At 60.5% G+C, this 16,935-nt stretch carries 13 protein-coding genes and 1 pseudogene; 8 read left to right on the top strand and 6 right to left on the bottom strand.

All coding sequences use genetic code 11. From position 1 onward, the window contains the following. Positions 1-135: 135 nt before the first annotated feature. From ACM6I5_RS29055 to ACM6I5_RS29020, 8 genes and pseudogenes are all read left to right on the top strand, one after another. Positions 136-858, top strand: a complete 723-nt coding sequence (locus tag ACM6I5_RS29055; protein WP_414885163.1) for a response regulator transcription factor — start codon at positions 136-138, stop codon at positions 856-858. Then, positions 845-2,269, top strand: a complete 1,425-nt coding sequence (locus ACM6I5_RS29050; RefSeq protein WP_414885161.1) for a histidine kinase sensor domain-containing protein — start codon at positions 845-847, stop codon at positions 2,267-2,269. The genes ACM6I5_RS29055 and ACM6I5_RS29050 overlap by 14 nt, the downstream gene beginning before the upstream one ends. 277 nt (positions 2,270-2,546) lie before the next feature. Then, positions 2,547-2,878: pseudogene (locus ACM6I5_RS29045) on the top strand (DUF1016 N-terminal domain-containing protein); the annotation flags it as partial. 127 nt (positions 2,879-3,005) lie between these two features. Continuing rightward, positions 3,006-3,908: a cysteine synthase CysM gene (gene cysM, locus ACM6I5_RS29040; RefSeq protein ID WP_414885160.1), complete on the top strand. Its 903-nt coding sequence runs from the start codon at positions 3,006-3,008 to the stop codon at positions 3,906-3,908. Beyond that, positions 3,908-5,260 carry a 23S rRNA (uracil(1939)-C(5))-methyltransferase RlmD gene (gene rlmD / locus ACM6I5_RS29035; protein ID WP_414885159.1) on the top strand — a complete coding sequence of 451 codons (1,353 nt, stop codon included), beginning with the start codon at positions 3,908-3,910 and terminating at the stop codon, positions 5,258-5,260. The genes cysM and rlmD overlap by 1 nt, the downstream gene beginning before the upstream one ends. Positions 5,261-5,384: 124 nt before the next feature. Next, positions 5,385-7,628: a GTP diphosphokinase gene (relA, locus tag ACM6I5_RS29030; protein ID WP_414885158.1), complete on the top strand. Its 2,244-nt coding sequence runs from the start codon at positions 5,385-5,387 to the stop codon at positions 7,626-7,628. A 120-nt stretch (positions 7,629-7,748) separates the two neighbouring features. Then, the gene (gene mazG / locus ACM6I5_RS29025; RefSeq protein WP_414879098.1) at positions 7,749-8,582 is read left to right on the top strand and encodes a nucleoside triphosphate pyrophosphohydrolase; all 834 of its coding nucleotides are present in this window, start codon (positions 7,749-7,751) and stop codon (positions 8,580-8,582) included. Positions 8,583-8,610: 28 nt separating this feature from the next. Next, entirely contained in the window at positions 8,611-9,153 is a 543-nt protein-coding gene (locus ACM6I5_RS29020) for a DUF2058 domain-containing protein (protein WP_017340167.1), read from the top strand. Positions 9,154-9,223: 70 nt separating this feature from the next. On the opposite strand, the gene ACM6I5_RS29015 is transcribed toward ACM6I5_RS29020, so the two are convergent. From ACM6I5_RS29015 to ACM6I5_RS28990, 6 genes are all read right to left on the bottom strand, one after another. Then, positions 9,224-9,412 carry a hypothetical protein gene (locus ACM6I5_RS29015; protein ID WP_017340166.1) on the bottom strand — a complete coding sequence of 63 codons (189 nt, stop codon included), beginning with the start codon at positions 9,410-9,412 and terminating at the stop codon, positions 9,224-9,226. A 400-nt stretch (positions 9,413-9,812) separates the two neighbouring features. Then, positions 9,813-11,033: a beta-ketoacyl-ACP synthase I gene (gene fabB, locus ACM6I5_RS29010; protein ID WP_017340165.1), complete on the bottom strand. Its 1,221-nt coding sequence runs from the start codon at positions 11,031-11,033 to the stop codon at positions 9,813-9,815. A gap of 11 nt (positions 11,034-11,044) precedes the next feature. After that, complete coding sequence (gene fabA, locus ACM6I5_RS29005; protein ID WP_003179264.1) at positions 11,045-11,560, bottom strand: 3-hydroxyacyl-[acyl-carrier-protein] dehydratase FabA; 516 nt, start codon at positions 11,558-11,560, stop codon at positions 11,045-11,047. A gap of 247 nt (positions 11,561-11,807) precedes the next feature. Then, entirely contained in the window at positions 11,808-13,709 is a 1,902-nt protein-coding gene (locus ACM6I5_RS29000) for an ATP-binding protein (RefSeq protein ID WP_017340164.1), read from the bottom strand. After that, complete coding sequence (locus ACM6I5_RS28995; RefSeq protein WP_414885157.1) at positions 13,706-14,638, bottom strand: ABC transporter substrate-binding protein; 933 nt, start codon at positions 14,636-14,638, stop codon at positions 13,706-13,708. Before ACM6I5_RS28995 ends, ACM6I5_RS29000 begins: the two co-directional genes overlap by 4 nt. After that, positions 14,639-16,762: a TonB-dependent receptor plug domain-containing protein gene (locus ACM6I5_RS28990; RefSeq protein WP_414885156.1), complete on the bottom strand. Its 2,124-nt coding sequence runs from the start codon at positions 16,760-16,762 to the stop codon at positions 14,639-14,641. Between the last annotated feature and the right edge of the window lie 173 nt (positions 16,763-16,935).

Genomic DNA, 16,935 nt, shown 5'->3' with positions numbered 1-16,935 from the left:
TGCGGGCAATCTTCGTAAAATTGATGACGTCATTCGTCGGGCCGTTCAATGCTTTGGTGTCGCGGGAAAACCTTGGGTTGCCCCCGGCGAGGCAATCTTGAATAATCGCCAACTGAGAATTATTTGCAGATACTCATGACTCCCATTTCTGTCGTCCATCCCCGCATTCTTTCCATCGAAGACGATCTGGTGCTCGGTGCCTATGTTCACGAGCAGCTGGGCCGCAGCGGTTTTCAGGTGACCTGGTGCCAGAACGGGCAGGAGGGGCTGGCGATGGCTCGTAAACAAGCCTTCGATGTGGTGTTGATGGACATTCTGCTCCCGGGCATGAACGGACTGAACGTGCTGACCCAATTGCGCCAGAGCCATTCCACCCCGGTGGTGCTGATGTCGGCGCTGGGGGCCGAGGCGGATCGCATCAGCGGTTTCCGCCTCGGCGCCGATGACTACTTGCCCAAGCCCTTCAGCATGGCCGAATTGCGCGTGCGTATCGAAGCGATCCTGCGCCGCGTCGCACTGGATCGTCGCCCCGCGCCCGCGCCTGTTGCCGTGGCGGCGGACAGCCTGCATTTCGACGATGAACGCTTCGACGTGTTCTATGGCGAACACGCCGCCGGCCTGACCCGCAGCGAGTACCGCTTGCTGGACACGCTCAACCGCAACGGCGATGAAGTGTTGAGCAAGGCCTTCCTTTATCAACACGTGCTGCAACGGGGCTATGCGGCCCACGACCGCAGCCTCGACATGCACGTCAGCCAGATCCGCAGAAAGCTCAAGGCCATCGGCTACACCGAGCGGGAAGTGCGCACGGTCTGGGGCAAGGGGTATGTCTTGAGTGCCGCCGATGAAATGGTCTGACCTGCCGGGCCGGCATTCGCTGTTCTGGAAACTCGCCTGTCTGCTGGTGGCGTTCTGTCTGCTGATGATCTGGTTGAGCTGGTCCTGGGGCCGCTACATGGAAGAGCGCAACCAGTTTTTGTCGGACGAAGCCCGACGCACACTGGCGCGTTATGCCGCCGAAGCCGAGCAGGCGTGGCAACAGGGGCAGAGTGCCGGTGTCGATGCCTGGCTACAGGAAATGCGCCAGCGTGAAGCGGGTTGGGCGGGCGTTATCGGTGGTGATTTACAGTCATTGAGCAGCCAGCCGCTGACGGGCCCGGAAATCCAGCACCTGACCTTCCTGCGCGGTCTCGATTGGCCTATTCACAAAAAACGCTTGCCTTGGTTGCGCGTACCGTTTCCCGGCGACTCGTCGGCCGGCAGCCTGGTGATCGAATTGCCCCAGCGTTTCATGCCTGGGCGTTACCGAGTGTTCTGGCGCGTGATCACCAACGGCGTGATTCCCGGGCTGTTCACCTTGTTGCTGTGTGTCGGGTTGTATCGATTGCTGGTGGTTCCCCTCAATCAACTGCGCGAGCAGGCCAATGCCTGGCGTGCCGATCAACTGGGCGTGCGTCTGTCACATCGCACCACCAATCGTTCAGATGAACTGGGTGAGCTGGGCCGCGCGTTCGATCATATGTCCGAACGCCTGCAGAGCACGGTGGCCCTGCAACAACAGCTGCTGCGTGACCTGTCCCATGAACTGCGCACGCCGTTGAGCCGTTTGCGGGTGGCCAGCGAGGGCGAGCAAAGTCTGACGCAACTGCGCGAACGCATTGGCCGCGAAGTTGATGGCATGCAGCGTCTGGTCGAGGACACGCTGCAACTGGCCTGGCTCGACACCGAGCGCTCACCGCTACCCGACGAAGCGATCCAGATTCAGGCGCTGTGGGAAATGCTCACGGAAAACGCCTGCTATGAAAGTTGTTGCCCGGTGGGCCAGTTGCAATGTGCGGTGGATTCCTCCTGCTGGGTGCGCGGCAATCTCAATACCCTGGCGCAAGCCTTGGAAAACATCCTGCGCAATGCCATTCGTCATTCTCCCAAAGGCGGTGTTGTGCGTTTGGATGGGCGGCGCGAGGGGGATCACTGGCACCTGTGGCTCGAGGACGAGGGGGGCGGGGTGGCGGAAGAGGATCTGGAGCGGATTTTCTCGCCCTTCACCCGGCTCGATGGGTCGCGGCCCGGAAATGGTGGGTTCGGGTTGGGGTTGAGCATTGCCAGGAATGCAGTGCAGCGGCAGGGCGGGCGGCTTTGGGCTGAGAACGCGGGTTCCGGGTTGCGGTTGAATATGTGGCTATTGGCCGATGATGGGTTTGTCAGTGATGACGTCATCGCGGGCAAGCCCGCTCCCGCAGTGGATGTGGGGCGGCCACACATTGTGTGAGTAGCGCTATTCCTGTGGGAGTTAGCCTGCTTGCGAAGAACCCGCCAGCCACCGCCGATATTTTAAAAGTCTCACCACTGGTGCAATGCTGTTCACTTAAGCGCGCTCTTGGATCGTGCATACCTTTGTGGCGAGCGAGCTTGCTCGCGCTGGGCTGCATAGCGGCCCCAAAAATCTGACAACTATTGCCGAGTTTTGTGAGTGCTATGCACTCAAGCGGGAGCAAGCTCCCTCGCCACAAGTTTCCTTTGATTCAAGACACTCTTAAGTGAACAACATTGCACCACTGGTGAGGCAATTGCCTTGGACTCATAACATGATTGTCCTAAGCCAGAGTGAACACCCGGAAGAACGCGAGTTCTACCTGCGCATGGCAGTACAGGAGAAATGGTCGAAGCGCGAGCTTGAGCGACAGTTCAAGGCTGCCCTGATTGAGCGAAGCGTCACCCAACCGGCAAAAGTCTCCGCCGTACTGAAACAAACCCACCCCTTGGCACTTGAGATATTCCGCGACACTACATGCCCGGTACCCATGCCGAAACCGATCTGCATCAGGACTTGCCGGCACGCCTCAAGGAATTTCTGATCGAGCTTGGCCGCGAATGTTGCGCAGGCAGGCCAGTACTGAGCCAGCCGCTTATTCCCATAAGCCATAAGCACCGCACTTTGCGTGATATGGCCTTCCAACGTTTGCCGGTATGATAGGCGCCCCCGCAGTCTGGATTGCGAATACGCCATGACCTTGCAGTACCCAACCATCGCCGATTGCGTCGGCAACACTCCGCTGGTCCGTTTGCAGCGCTTGCCCGGTGCCACCAGCAATACCCTTTTGCTCAAGCTCGAAGGGAACAACCCGGCGGGTTCGGTCAAGGACCGTCCGGCGCTGTCGATGATCACCCGCGCCGAGTTGCGCGGGCAGATCCACGTCGGCGATACGCTGATCGAAGCGACCTCGGGCAACACCGGGATCGCCCTGGCCATGGCCGCCGCGATCAAGGGTTACAAGATGATCCTGATCATGCCGGACAACTCCAGCGCCGAGCGCAAGGCCGCGATGACGGCCTATGGCGCCGAGCTGATTCTGGTGACCCAGGAAGAAGGCATGGAAGGCGCTCGCGACCTCGCTCAGCGAATGGAAGCCGAAGGCCGTGGCAAGGTGCTGGACCAGTTCGCCAACGGGGACAACCCGGAAGCGCACTACACCACCACCGGCCCGGAAATCTGGCGCCAGACCGAGGGCACCATCACTCACTTTGTCAGTTCGATGGGCACCACCGGCACCATCATGGGCGTGTCGCGCTACTTGAAAGAGCAGAGTGACCGCGTGCAGATCGTCGGTCTGCAACCGATGGAAGGCTCGGCGATTCCGGGCATCCGTCGCTGGCCGCAGGAATACCTGCCGAAGATCTACCAGGCCGATCGCGTGGACCGCATCGTCGACATGGCGCAAAGCGAAGCCGAGGACGTGACCCGTCGCCTGGCCCGCGAAGAAGGCATCTTCTGCGGCGTGTCCTCGGGCGGTGCCGTGGCAGCCATGCTGCGCCTGTCCAAAGAAGTTGAAAACGCGGTGATCGTCGCGATCATCTGCGACCGTGGCGACCGTTACTTGTCGACCGGCATTTTCGACGCGCCCAACTGATGGCCAAGCACGAGAGAGGCCTGCGCTTCCAGCCCACCGGCGGCAGCAAGGCCCCGCAAATTCCGACCGGCAAAAAGCAGCGCCTGACCATCGAGCGCCTGGCAAATGACGGTCGCGGCATCGCGTTTTTCGAAGGTCGTACCTGGTTCGTTCTCGGCGCATTGGCCGGTGAAGAAGTCGAGGCGCGCGTGTTGGGGGCCCACGGCAAAGTGGTCGAGGCACGCACCGAGCGCGTTTTCCAGGCCAGCGAAATGCGTCGCCCGGCGCCGTGTCCGCATGCCGGTCGCTGTGGTGGCTGCAGTGTTCAGCATCTGCCTCATACCGAACAACTCGCCCTGAAACAGCGCATGCTCGCCGAGCAATTGTCCAAGGTCGCTGGTGTCGAACCTGAAGAGTGGGCAGCGCCGTTGAGCGGTCCGGAGTTCGCTTACCGCCGTCGCGCCCGTGTAGCGGTGCGCTGGGACATGAAAGCGAAAAAGCTCGAAGTCGGTTTCCGCGCGGCGGGCAGCCAGGACATCGTTGCAATCAACGAATGCCCGGTGCTGGTACAGCCCTTGCAACCGATCATGACCCGCTTGCCGGAGATGTTGCGGCGCTTGAGCAAACCTCAGGCGCTGGGGCATGTGGAATTGTTCAGTGGTTCGTCCTTGGCGGTGTTGCTGCGACACATGGCGCCGTTGTCCGACGCCGATATGACGATCCTCAAGGATTTCTGCGCGTTTCATGAAGCTCAATTGTGGCTGCATGGCGAAGGTGAACCGCAACCGGTCGAGGCCGATCAGTCGTTGGGCTATCGCCTTGAACAGTGGGATTTGAACCTGGCGTACCGGCCGGGAGATTTCATTCAGGTCAACGCGGCGGTCAATGAAGCCATGGTCGCCCAGGCGCTGGACTGGCTGAAGCCGACAGCGGATGAACGTGTTCTCGATCTATTCTGTGGGTTGGGCAACTTTGCCTTGCCGCTGGCCAAAGCCGTTCGCGAAGTGGTGGCGGTCGAAGGTGTGCAGGCTATGGTCGAGCGGGCAGCTGCAAACGCCGCTAGCAACAATCTGCATAATGCGACGTTTTTTCAGGCCGATTTATCCCAGCCTGTGACCGATGCCGAATGGGCGCGGGAAGGCTTTTGTGCGGTACTCTTGGACCCACCGCGTGACGGTGCTTTCGAGGTGGTGCGCAAGCTCAAGGCCCTGGGCGCCGAACGATTGGTGTATGTGTCGTGCAACCCTGCAACTCTGGCGCGCGACACGGTCGAATTGATCAAGCAGGGCTACCGGTTAAAACGTGCCGGGATTCTCGATATGTTTCCTCAGACGGCACATGTCGAGGCCATGGCGTTATTTGAAGCGAGCTAGGACGGCTCGTCTGGTCCGACTGACCCGCCCGTGCAGCACTCGTCCTGGCCCCGCGAGTGCATCCCCGGCAACGAAGGTCAGCGATTTGACGCATTGAACTGCGTCGTAGGGAAGGTAAAGCAAGATGGTACAGGTGAGAGCACACCAGCCGATCAACACGGACGGCAGCATCAACCTCGAGGCTTGGCTCGATCATGCGGTCAGTGTCGATCTGGCACTGGATCGCGAAGCCTTGAAGGACGCGTGCGAGTTCGCTCGCACCGCCGAACAACAAGCCAATGCGGCGAAGAATCTATGGTCCGAAGGGACCTCGAGTTTCCGCACGGGCCTTGAGATCGCCGAGATTCTCGCCGACCTCAAACTCGATCAGGATTCGTTGGTCGCCGCGGTCCTGTACCGCGGCGTGCGCGAAGGCCAGATCGAACTGCCGGCCGTGAGCCAGCGCTTCGGTCCGGTGGTCGCCAAACTCATCGACGGCGTGTTGCGCATGGCGGCGATCAGCGCCAGCCTGAGCCCGCGTCAATCCCTGGTGCTGGGCACGCAAGGCCAGGTCGAAAACCTGCGCAAGATGCTCGTGGCCATGGTCGACGACGTGCGCGTCGCGCTGATCAAACTGGCCGAGCGCACCTGCGCGATCCGCGCGGTGAAAACCGCAGACGACGAGAAGCGCAACCGCGTCGCCCGTGAAGTCTTCGACATCTACGCGCCGCTCGCCCACCGTCTCGGTATCGGTCACATCAAGTGGGAACTGGAGGACTTGTCCTTCCGTTACCTCGAGCCCGATCAGTACAAACAGATCGCCAAGTTGTTGCACGAACGGCGTCTGGATCGCGAGCGCTTCATCGCCGATGTGATGAACCAGCTGAAAGTCGAATTGCAGGCCACTGGCGTCGAGGCCGACATCAGCGGCCGGGCCAAACACATCTATTCGATCTGGCGCAAAATGCAGCGCAAGGGCCTGGAGTTCAGTCAGATCTACGACGTGCGCGCCGTGCGCGTGCTGGTGCCGGAAATGCGCGACTGCTACACCGCGCTCGGCATCGTCCACACCTTGTGGCGGCACATCCCGAAGGAATTCGACGACTACATCGCCAACCCGAAAGAGAACGGCTACCGCTCGCTGCACACTGCGGTGATCGGGCCTGAGGGCAAGGTGCTGGAAGTGCAGATCCGCACCCACGCCATGCACGAAGAAGCCGAGCTGGGCGTTTGCGCGCACTGGCGCTACAAAGGCACCGACGTCAAATCCGGTTCCAACCACTACGAAGAGAAAATCTCCTGGCTGCGTCAGGTCCTCGAGTGGCATGAAGAGCTGGGCGACATTGGCGGTCTGGCGGAACAACTGCGGGTCGATATCGAACCGGACCGGGTGTACATCTTCACGCCGGACGGTCACGCCATCGACTTGCCGAAAGGCGCGACGCCGCTGGACTTCGCCTACCGCGTGCACACCGAAATCGGTCACAACTGCCGTGGCGCGAAGATCAACGGGCGCATCGTACCGCTCAACTACAGCCTGCAAACCGGTGAACAGGTCGAGATCATCACCAGCAAGCACGGCACCCCGAGCCGCGACTGGCTGAACCCGAACCTGGGCTACATCACCACGTCCCGGGCGCGGGCGAAGATCGTTCACTGGTTCAAATTGCAGGCCCGCGACCAGAACGTCGCGGCCGGCAAGACCTTGCTCGAGCGCGAACTCAGTCGCCTTGGCTTGCCTGCGGTGGATTTCGACAAGCTGGCCGACAAAGCCAACATGAAAACCGCCGAGGACATGTACGCCGCGTTGGGCGCAGGCGATTTGCGCCAGGCGCAACTGGTGAACCTGGCGCAGCAACTGGTCGAGCCGGAACGCGGCAACGAACAGCTGGAGCTGATTCCGCGCAAGGCCACCGGCTACAAGCCGGGCAAGCGCGGCGATATACAGATCCAGGGTGTCGGCAACCTCATGACCCAAATGGCGGGCTGCTGCCAGCCGTTGCCGGGCGATGCGATCGTCGGTTACATCACCCAGGGCCGTGGCGTGAGCATTCACCGTCAGGACTGCGCCTCGGTGCTGCAACTGGCCGGACGCGAGCCAGAGCGGATCATCCAGGTCAGCTGGGGCCCGGTGCCGGTGCTCACCTATCCGGTGGACATCATCATTCGCGCCTACGACCGTTCCGGTTTGCTGCGTGACGTCTCGCAAGTGCTGCTCAACGAACGGATCAACGTGCTGGCGGTCAACACCCGCTCGAACAAAGAGGACAACACGGCGTTGATGTCCCTGACCATCGAGATTCCGGGGCTGGATGCATTGGGACGGTTGCTGGGGCGGATATCCCAGTTGCCGAACATCATCGAAACCCGGCGTAACCGTACCCCTTGAAGATGCCCCGTGTGGGAGCTGGCCTGCCAGCGATGCAGGCACCTCGGTCTTTCAGTAGAGTCGAGGTGATGCCATCGCTGGCAGGCCAGCTCCCACAGGTTTTGTGGTGAGAGATAAATGATGTACGGCCTTGAAGATTTGCTGCACCTGATGAACCGACTGCGCGATCCGCAGTTCGGCTGCCCGTGGGACATCAAGCAAACCTACGCGACCATCGTCCCGCACACCCTTGAGGAAGCCTACGAAGTCGCCGACGCCATCGAGCGCGGCGACTTCGATCACCTGCAGGGTGAGCTGGGCGATTTGCTGTTCCAGGTGGTTTATTACAGCCAACTGGCCCGGGAAGAAGGGCGCTTCGAATTCGCCGGTGTCATCGACAGCATCACCCGCAAGCTGATCCGTCGTCATCCCCACGTGTTCCCCACAGGCGATCTGTACGCGCCGCTGGACGTTCCGCGACTGAGTGAAGAACAGGTCAAACAGCGCTGGGAAGAGATCAAGGCCGAAGAGCGCGCCGAGAAATCCGCGGCGCCGGAACAGTTGTCCTTGCTCGATGATGTACCCGCCGCGCTGCCGGCGTTATCCCGATCCGCCAAGTTGCAGAAGCGCGCAGGGCAGGTCGGTTTCGACTGGCCGGACGCCTTGCCGGTGCTGGACAAGGTCCGCGAAGAGCTCGATGAAGTGCTCGAAGCGATGGCCGACAATGACTCGGCAGCGATTGCCGATGAGGTCGGCGACTTGCTGTTCTCCGTGGTCAATCTGGCGCGTCATCTTAAAGTCGATCCGGAAACCGCCTTGCGCGGCGCCAACAGCAAATTTGAAAGACGCTTCCGTTTTATCGAACAGGCATTGCGCGACACCCACCGTCCCATAGAAGATTGCACCCTTGAAGAGTTGGACGCCTTGTGGGGCGAAGCCAAACGTCAGGAAAAGAATTTGCCCAGCTGCGGATGAGCAGTGGCCTAAGTGAGAAATAAGCACCATGAGCATTTCCCTTCGCGACCAGTTGCTAAAGGCAGGGCTGGTCAACCAAAAGCAGGCCAAACAGGTCGGCAAAGAGAAGCAGAAACAACAGCGCCTGGCCCATAAAGGCCAGATCGAACTCGATGATTCCCAGCAGCGTGCGGCCCAGGAAGCCATGGCCGAAAAGGTCAAGCGCGACCAGGAGCTGAACCGCCAGCAGCAGGAGAAGGCCGAGGCCAAGGCCCGTGCCGCGCAGGTCAAGCAATTGATCGAAGTCTCGCGCCTGCCGAAGCTGACCACCGAGGACTACTACAACTTCGTCGACGACAAGAAGGTCAAGCGCCTTTGCGTCAACACGTTGATGCGCAACAAGCTCAGCAACGGCTCGCTGGCGATCGTGCACCATGCTGGCGGTTACGAAGTAATCCCCCGTGAGGCGGCCCTGAAGATCCAGGAGCGCGATCCGCAACGCATCGTGCAGCTGAACGTGCAAACCGAAGAAGCGGCGGCTGAAGACGATCCATATGCGGCCTATCAGATTCCTGATGATCTGATGTGGTAAGCAGTTAACGGCTGCCACAACGACAAACCCCGCTCATGGCGGGGTTTGTCGTTTTCAATGCTGTCATTGCTTATGCGGATCGGAGCGCTCGTTGCTGCTCCAGTTTTTCCAGTTCGGCCTTGTAGCTGTGGGCATCGGTTTCGGAGTGGAACATGCCCACCAGCAAGTCTTGTTGGTGCACGTCCCAGATCCGGATACCGGCGGCTACGCCTTCGTGGGACTTATGTGAATCGTCGCGTTCAGTTACTTTTACAGTCATCTGCTAGCTCCAATCTCTGTGATATCTGCAGCAAGGCGTGTGCAGGACTCTGTTATATGTTTGGTTAGCTTGCTAAGTAAACGACAGAGTTTGGTAACGGATTTTTGCAAAAATGAAGAAAGTCCTGCAGCCCGCGTAATACGCGGCATTCGGTCGCAGGGCGCTGAGTTTCATGACAAAAGCTTCATGTTTCCATTGAGGAAAATGCCTGGCTTCACACAAAACCTGTGGGAGCGAGCCTGCTCGCGATAGCGGTCTTGTTCATATGAGAATGTCGAATGTGATGCCGTCATTGCGAGCAGGCTCGCTCCAACAGGGTTCTGTGTGTTGGCCAATTTTTGAGCAAAAAAAAACGCCCCGAACCAGTCGGGGCGTTTTTATGTGCGGCGTAGGCGGGGTGTTATTTACCCTGCCAGCGCTGCAGTACCAAGGTCGCGTTGGTGCCACCGAAACCGAAGCTGTTGCTCATCACGGTGTTGAAGGCAACGTCTTCGCGAGTCTTGGTCAGGATCGGCATGTCTGCCACTTCCGGGTCCAGTTCGTCGATGTTGGCGGAACCCGCCATGAAGTTGCCTTCCATCATCAGCATGCAGTAGATCGCTTCGTGAACGCCGGCGGCGCCCAGGGAGTGACCCGACAGGCTCTTGGTGGAGCTGATGGCCGGGGCCTTGTCGCCAAACACTTCACGCACACCTTTCATTTCCGCCACGTCGCCGACCGGAGTCGAAGTGCCGTGGGTGTTCAGGTAGTCGATCGGTGCGTCAACGGTGGACATGGCCATCTGCATGCAGCGGATGGCGCCTTCGCCGCTTGGAGCGACCATGTCGTAGCCGTCGGAGGTCGCGCCGTAGCCAACGATTTCCGCGTAGATCTTCGCGCCGCGGGCCAGAGCGTGTTCCAGCTCTTCGACCACGACCATGCCGCCGCCGCCGGCGATGACAAAACCGTCACGCTTGGCGTCGTAGGCACGGGAAGCTTTTTCCGGGGTTTCGTTGTACTGGCTGGACAGTGCGCCCATGGCGTCGAACAGGAACGACTGGCTCCAATGCTCTTCTTCACCGCCGCCGGCGAACACGATGTCCTGCTTGCCCATCTGGATCTGTTCCATGGCGGTACCGATGCAGTGAGCACTGGTGGCGCAGGCAGAAGCGATGGAGTAGTTCAGGCCCTTGATCTTGAACGGGGTGGCCAGGCACGCGGAAACAGTACTGCTCATGGTCCGTGTTACACGGTATGGGCCAACGCGTTTCACGCCTTTCTCGCGCAGGATGTCCAGCGCTTCCATCTGGTTCAGCGTGGAGGCGCCACCGGAACCGGCGATCAGGCCGGTACGCGGGTTGGAGACTTGCTCATCGGTCAGACCGGAGTCGGCGATGGCGTCTTTCATGGCCAGGTAGGCGTAAGCCGCCGCATGGCCGACGAAGCGATAGATCTTGCGATCGATCAGCTCCTCGAGGGGAAGGTCAATGGAGCCGGAAACCTGGCTACGCAGACCCATTTCGGCATATTCCGGGTTGAACCGGATGCCAGGGCGACTTGCACGCAGGTTAGCGGAGACGGTCTCTTTGTCATTGCCCAGGCACGAAACGATGCCCAGACCAGTGATAACGACGCGGCGCATGCGGATAACCCTTAGAAGTTGTCAGTGGAGGTGAAAACGCCGACCCGAAGGCCTTCGGCGGTGTAGATCTCGCGACCGTCGACAGTCACCGAACCATCGGCGATGGCCAGGTTCAGCTTGCCTTTGAGGACGCGCTTGATATGAATGTTATAGGTCACTTTCTTCGCGGTCGGCAGAACCTGGCCAAAGAACTTCACTTCGCCCGAACCCAGGGCGCGGCCGCGGCCTGGCAGGCCTTGCCAGCCGAGGAAGAAGCCGACCAGTTGCCACATGGCGTCGAGGCCGAGGCAGCCTGGCATCACCGGGTCACCTTCGAAGTGACAGGCGAAAAACCACAGATCCGGAGTGATATCCAGCTCGGCGACCAATTCACCTTTGCCGTACTTGCCGCCTTCTTCGCTGATCAGGGTGATGCGGTCCACCATCAGCATGTTCGGGGCGGGCAGTTGCGCGTTACCCGGGCCGAACAGCTCACCGCGACTGCAGCGCAGCAGGTCTTCCCGAGTAAAGGCGTTTTGTTTGGTCATGCGAGCTCCTCAATAGTCCCATGCGGCAGGTGGGGCAAATCTTCCCGGCCGATCGAAGCGTTCATGCCTCGAGTCAGCAGCCTACTCATAGACTATTGCGTTGTGGTGAAAGTCACAGCACCAAGGACATGAATGTACACTTGTGCACTGAAATTTTTATTCAAGCCCCTTTTCGGGCCTGTTCGGGTGCCTAAGACTGCCGCACTTTCGCCTTTCACGCCAGTCGCAGATGGTCGAAAGGCCTGCACTACTGCACCCATCGCTGCAGAATTTGCTGCAAATCCGTGCGTTTGAACGGCTTGGCCAGGTAATCGTTCATTCCCGCTGATAGACAGGCTTCACGGTCGCCCTGCAAGGCGTTGGCGGTCAGCGCAATGATCGGAAGGTCGGTGCAACCGGGCAGTTGGCGAATCTGTCGGGTGGCTTCGTAGCCATCGATGATCGGCAGTCGGCAATCCATGAGAATGGCTTCGAAGATCAGGCTTTCGGCGCTGCGTACCGCCTGAGCGCCGTCGGTGGCGACGCTGACAGTAAAGCCCAGGCTGCGCAACATGGCTTCGACGACGGTCTGGTTGACCGGATTGTCCTCGACCAGCAGCACATTGCGGCCTTCGCCATCGCCACTGCCGGACTGCGCGCGTGGCGTGCGCACCGGCAGCGTCTGTTTATAGAGCGCCAGCGGGATTTCCAGGGTGAACGCCGAGCCGCGACCCTCCTCGCTCTGGGCGCGCAAGGTGCCGCCCATGCGTTCCGCCAGGGTGCGGGCAATCGGCAGTCCCAGTCCGGTGCCGCCGTAACGCCTTGAAATAGAACTGTCGGCTTGCTGAAACGCATTGAACATCAATTCCAGGCTTTCGGCCGGGATGCCAATTCCGCTGTCGCGCACAGTGCAGGTGAACCACAACAATTCGTGATCCAGCGACTGCCATTGCGGTTCGATGGTGACGCGGCCCTGTTCGGTGAACTTCAGCGCATTGCCCACCAGGTTCACCAGGATCTGCCGGATCCGCGTCGGGTCGCCCTGAACCTGCAACGCACGCATGTCTTCGGGGATCAGCAACGTCAGATCGAGCCCGCGTTGCAAGGCGCTGTGCTGGAACGACTGGGCGCAACTGCTGATCAAGTCCGCCAGATTGAACGGAATGTGTTCCAGCTCCAGTTCCGAACGCTCGATGCGCGAGAAGTCGAGAATGTCGTTGATGACTTTGAGCAGGTGTTCGGTGGACTCCGAAGCCAGCGCCGCGTACTCGACCTGCTCTTCGGTCATCTCGGTGGTTTCCAGCAATTGCAGCATACCGAGCACGCCATTCATCGGTGTGCGCAGTTCGTGGCTCATCATCGCCAGGAAATCGGATTTGGCGTTGTTGGCCTTTTCCGCTTCTTCGCGGGTCTGGATCAACTGCGCCATGGCCTGATGCTGTTCACGACTGGCCTGTTCGAGACCGCTGGCGAGGTTGTTGATGTGCTGCGAAAGCGCGCCCAGCTCGGTGTCGTCGACAATCGGCAGTGGCGTCTTGTAGTCACCGCTCTGGATCGCCTTGACCGCGTTGCCGATATCGCGGATCGGCTGCGACAGGCTGCCGGCCAGGCGTCGGGCGATCAGGAAGGTAAATAACAGAGCGAACAGCGCAAGGACGCCGGCCTTGAACAGGATTTCCTGTTGGCGCTTGTTGAAGGCGTCATTCGACAGACCGACGATCACCCGCCCCAGATAATCCTCGGCGGGGGCCGTGCTGGCGGCGTTGGCGCCCTGGAAGAAGTCATTGTGCAGCGCGATCCGTTGCAAGCGCACCGGCGCCTGGAACACTTCGACCTGTTGCGAGCGGGTGTGGGTTTCCGACGGGTGCTCGACGTACACCAGAATCCGGTTGGCGCTGTCCTGCACTTCCAGAAAGCGCACATTGGGCGTGGCCAGGGTGGCCTTGAGCAGACTTTCGAGCACCTCGTTGTTACCCGAAATCACCCCGTATTCGGCGGCCGGCGCCAGTTGGTTGGCAATCAGTTGACCGGTGTGGTTGAGCTCCTGACGCAAGTCCTGGATCCGCACGAAGGTGAAGAAGCTGATCAGCAGCAAGGTCAGCAGCAGGGCAGGGCCGAGGCTGATGATCTGGGTGCGGGTATTGATGTCCCAGCGACGATGGAAAGTCATGGGCGGCTTTCTCCTTCGGCCAACTGTGTTGCGACCAACGCTTCATTGATCTGTTCAATGCCTAATGAACGAGCCACTTGAGGGTTACTCAAGACTTTGAAGCGATTGGCATAATGCGTGCGTGGCCAGGTGGCCGGTGGCTGGTCGAGCAGTTCGTCGAGAATCGTCAGCCAGTCACTCTGGTCGCTGTAGCTGCTGGCCAGGCTTCCGGCCTTGACGAAGCCGGCGTTCGGGCCGATCAGCGCGGTTTGCCGTGCGTAGCTGCTGAGCAGCAGGTTTTTTGCGGTTTTGGGGTTATACAGGTCGGGATCATCGAGGCCCAGCAACACGTCGCTGTTTTTCAGCAAGGCTTGCAAGGGGCGGCTGTCATTAGTGTTGTCCCAGCGTTCGGTGACAATTTCGAGGCCAAGCGGTTGAGCCGCCTGGCGCAGTTCATTCAGAAGAAACTCGCTATGGTTGTCGTACAGCACGCCGATTCGTCTGGCCTGGGGCAGCAGGATTTGGGCCAGGCGCAGTTGCCGATCAGGCGGCGGATCACTCCAGAGCAGACTTAAACGGGCTGGCAGGGCAGTGCCCAGGCGTTGACGGGCTTGCAGACGACTGATGCGCAGCACCAGCGTCGCCGGACCCTGGGGCTCTTGCAGGCGCCAGTCGAGGCTGGGCAGATCCAGCAGGATCAAACGAATGCCGGTCGGCAATTTGCTCGGTGCCGGCAGACCGGCCAATGGCTGGAAGCGCACCGTGTCGCCAGGGCGCAATTCCCCGAGGACCGTCGCGAACGCCTGCATGCCGGGGCTGTCGTCGGCACCGGTCAGCAGAATGTCCTCGGCGCTGACCGACAGGCTCACCAGCCCACCGGCAAACACCAGGCACAACCCGGCCAACAGGCGGCCAAGGATTGGCGTCTTGCGCGACGGACACTGCGGCATCTAGAACACCAGCTCCGCGCTGAAGTACATCACTCGTCGCTGGTCGTAGTTGTTATCGACGAACGTGGTGGGTTGATTGTCGAGACGTTGCTGGAGCACACCGGCCAGTTCCAGGCTGGCCTTGCCCAGGCCGATGCGTTTGGCGATGCGTGTGTCGACCCGTTCGAAGCGATAGCCGTTGAGCGCGTCGTCACCATAATAGAAGAGTGCGCTGTTCCAGCCGTGGCCCCAGTTGCGCAGCCAGCCGGCGGAGCCACTGTTGCGCGCGGTCTGTTGCGCATCCAGCGGATTGCTCGCCTGGGCATCGACGCAGGCGTAGGTCAGGCGCAGTCGGTCGGCACTGCCGAGGTGCCAGTCGAGCTGGGTTTCCGCCCCGGTGAAGCGCGAGCTGTTGGCGTTGCTGGCGATGTACTGATTGTTGCGCAACGGCTCGCTGATCATGCCGGTGATCTCGTCGTGGAACACCTTCACGTCCACCGCCAGTCCCCACTCGGCGAAGAAGCCGTTGTAGCCCAGTTCTCTGGAGCGCATGTGTTCCTGCTCAAGGTTGCCGGGGCCGCGGGTCCTGACGAAGTAACGGGCGCTGTTCTGGCCATAGGCGGCGGGTTGCAGGTTGGTCACCCGGTAACTCCAGTTGACGTTGTTCTCGAACATGTCCGGTGAACGAATGGCTTCCGAATACACCGCGCGCAAACCGTGGCGCGGAGTGATCAGGTAGTTGACCGCCACCCGCGGGGTCAGCGAACTGCCGGTCAATTGCGTGTCTTCGAACATCGCACCGCCCTGCAACAACCAGTGTTCGGTCGCTCGCCACTCGAGTTGGCCGAATGCGCGCCACGTAGTGTCGTCGAGCGTGCCATTGAAATAGGTCTCGGAATCGGCCCGGTCGTAACGATAGTTCAGGCCGCTGACCAGTCGCAGACTGTCGGACAGGCTGAGGGTGTCTTGCAGCTCGAGGTCGTAGCGCGATTCACGGGTGCTTTGGTCAATGTCGCCGCACAGGGTTCGCCGGGCGCCGTTTCGCCACTGGTCCAGCACTTGATTGGCCAGGGCTTGCTCCGCCGCCGTGCCGGTCGGTGCGCCGGGACCGAGGTAGCGCTCGATGTTGCGTGCCAGGCGTTCGGTGTAATTCGGGTTGAGCTGCCAGAGCTCGGTCAGTTCGGGGCTGAACGAGACTTCGGCGTCGCAGGCGCGCCAGGTTTGCTGACGATCCCAGTGCTGGGCCGAGCCTTGAATATAAAGACTGTGATCGGGATTGAGGTCTAGGTTCCAGCGCAAGGAGCCGGCGTAGTCTTTGGCAACGACGTCGGAATTGTTCCCGGCGGCGGTAATTCCCGAGAACACCGGGCGGTAGGTATAAGGCCGCTGATTGCTCCCGTCCTTGGCATTTAGCTGCCAGTCGATGCTTTGCTGTTCGTTGAGTGTCTGGCTGACGGCGAGGTTGAAGCGGTTCAGGCGACGGCTGTCGCGATAATCGGCGCCTTTGCGGTCTGAGTCGAAGCCATCGTCCTGCTGGCCGGACAGCGAAAGGCGCATGTCGCCACCGTCCCAACCCACGCCCTGACTGGCGTAAAAATCGTCGATACCGCGCTGACCGCGGGTGACCTTCAACCGCGTGCCGTGGCTGTCGGCCGGATTGCGGGTGATGATATTGACCACCGCCATCAGCGCATTGGCGCCATAGCTGACGGTGTTCGGGCCGCGGAAGACTTCGATGCGCTCGATGTCTTCCATGGCCACCGGAATGTCACTCCAGTCCACTGTGGCCAGGCCGGCGCGATACACCGAGCGGCCATCGATCAGCACCTGCATGCGCCGCGCTTCGCTGGCGTTGGTGCCGTGGTAATTCACGGCAGCCTGATTGCCGGTGATGTTGCCGACCATCATTCCTGGCACCAGGCGCAGCAACTCGCTGATGTCCCGGGCGCCGCTGGCGTTGATCAGTTCGCTGTCGATCACCGTCATGCTCCCCGGCACCGCGGCTGGCGACTGTTTCAGGCGCGTAGCCGTCAGTACCTGCGGCAGTGGCTCACTGTCGAGAAACAGGTCGTCGGCCAGCAATGGCGGGCTGACGATCAGCGCCAGAAGCAGCGGCGAGTGGGGTGAAGCAGAGCCAAACGACACAACACATCCTTGATAGCGATTTCACTGGCGCGCATGTTAACCGAGCCGGTCGACTTTTCCAGTCACGATGACGGCATTTTCCTCGGATTTATTGGTCTTCTTCAGACAAGTGCCGGTAATTGACGCGGGGGCTGGCCGCCACTGGGCCGCTCCGTATAATGCCGGCATCGCCA

The organism is Pseudomonas sp. IT-P171, from assembly GCF_949767765.1.
Classification (GTDB): Bacteria; Pseudomonadota; Gammaproteobacteria; order Pseudomonadales; family Pseudomonadaceae; genus Aquipseudomonas; species Aquipseudomonas fluorescens_B.
The sequence above is the reverse complement of the archived record's forward strand: the minus strand, read 5'-3'. Positions and strand labels throughout refer to the sequence as shown.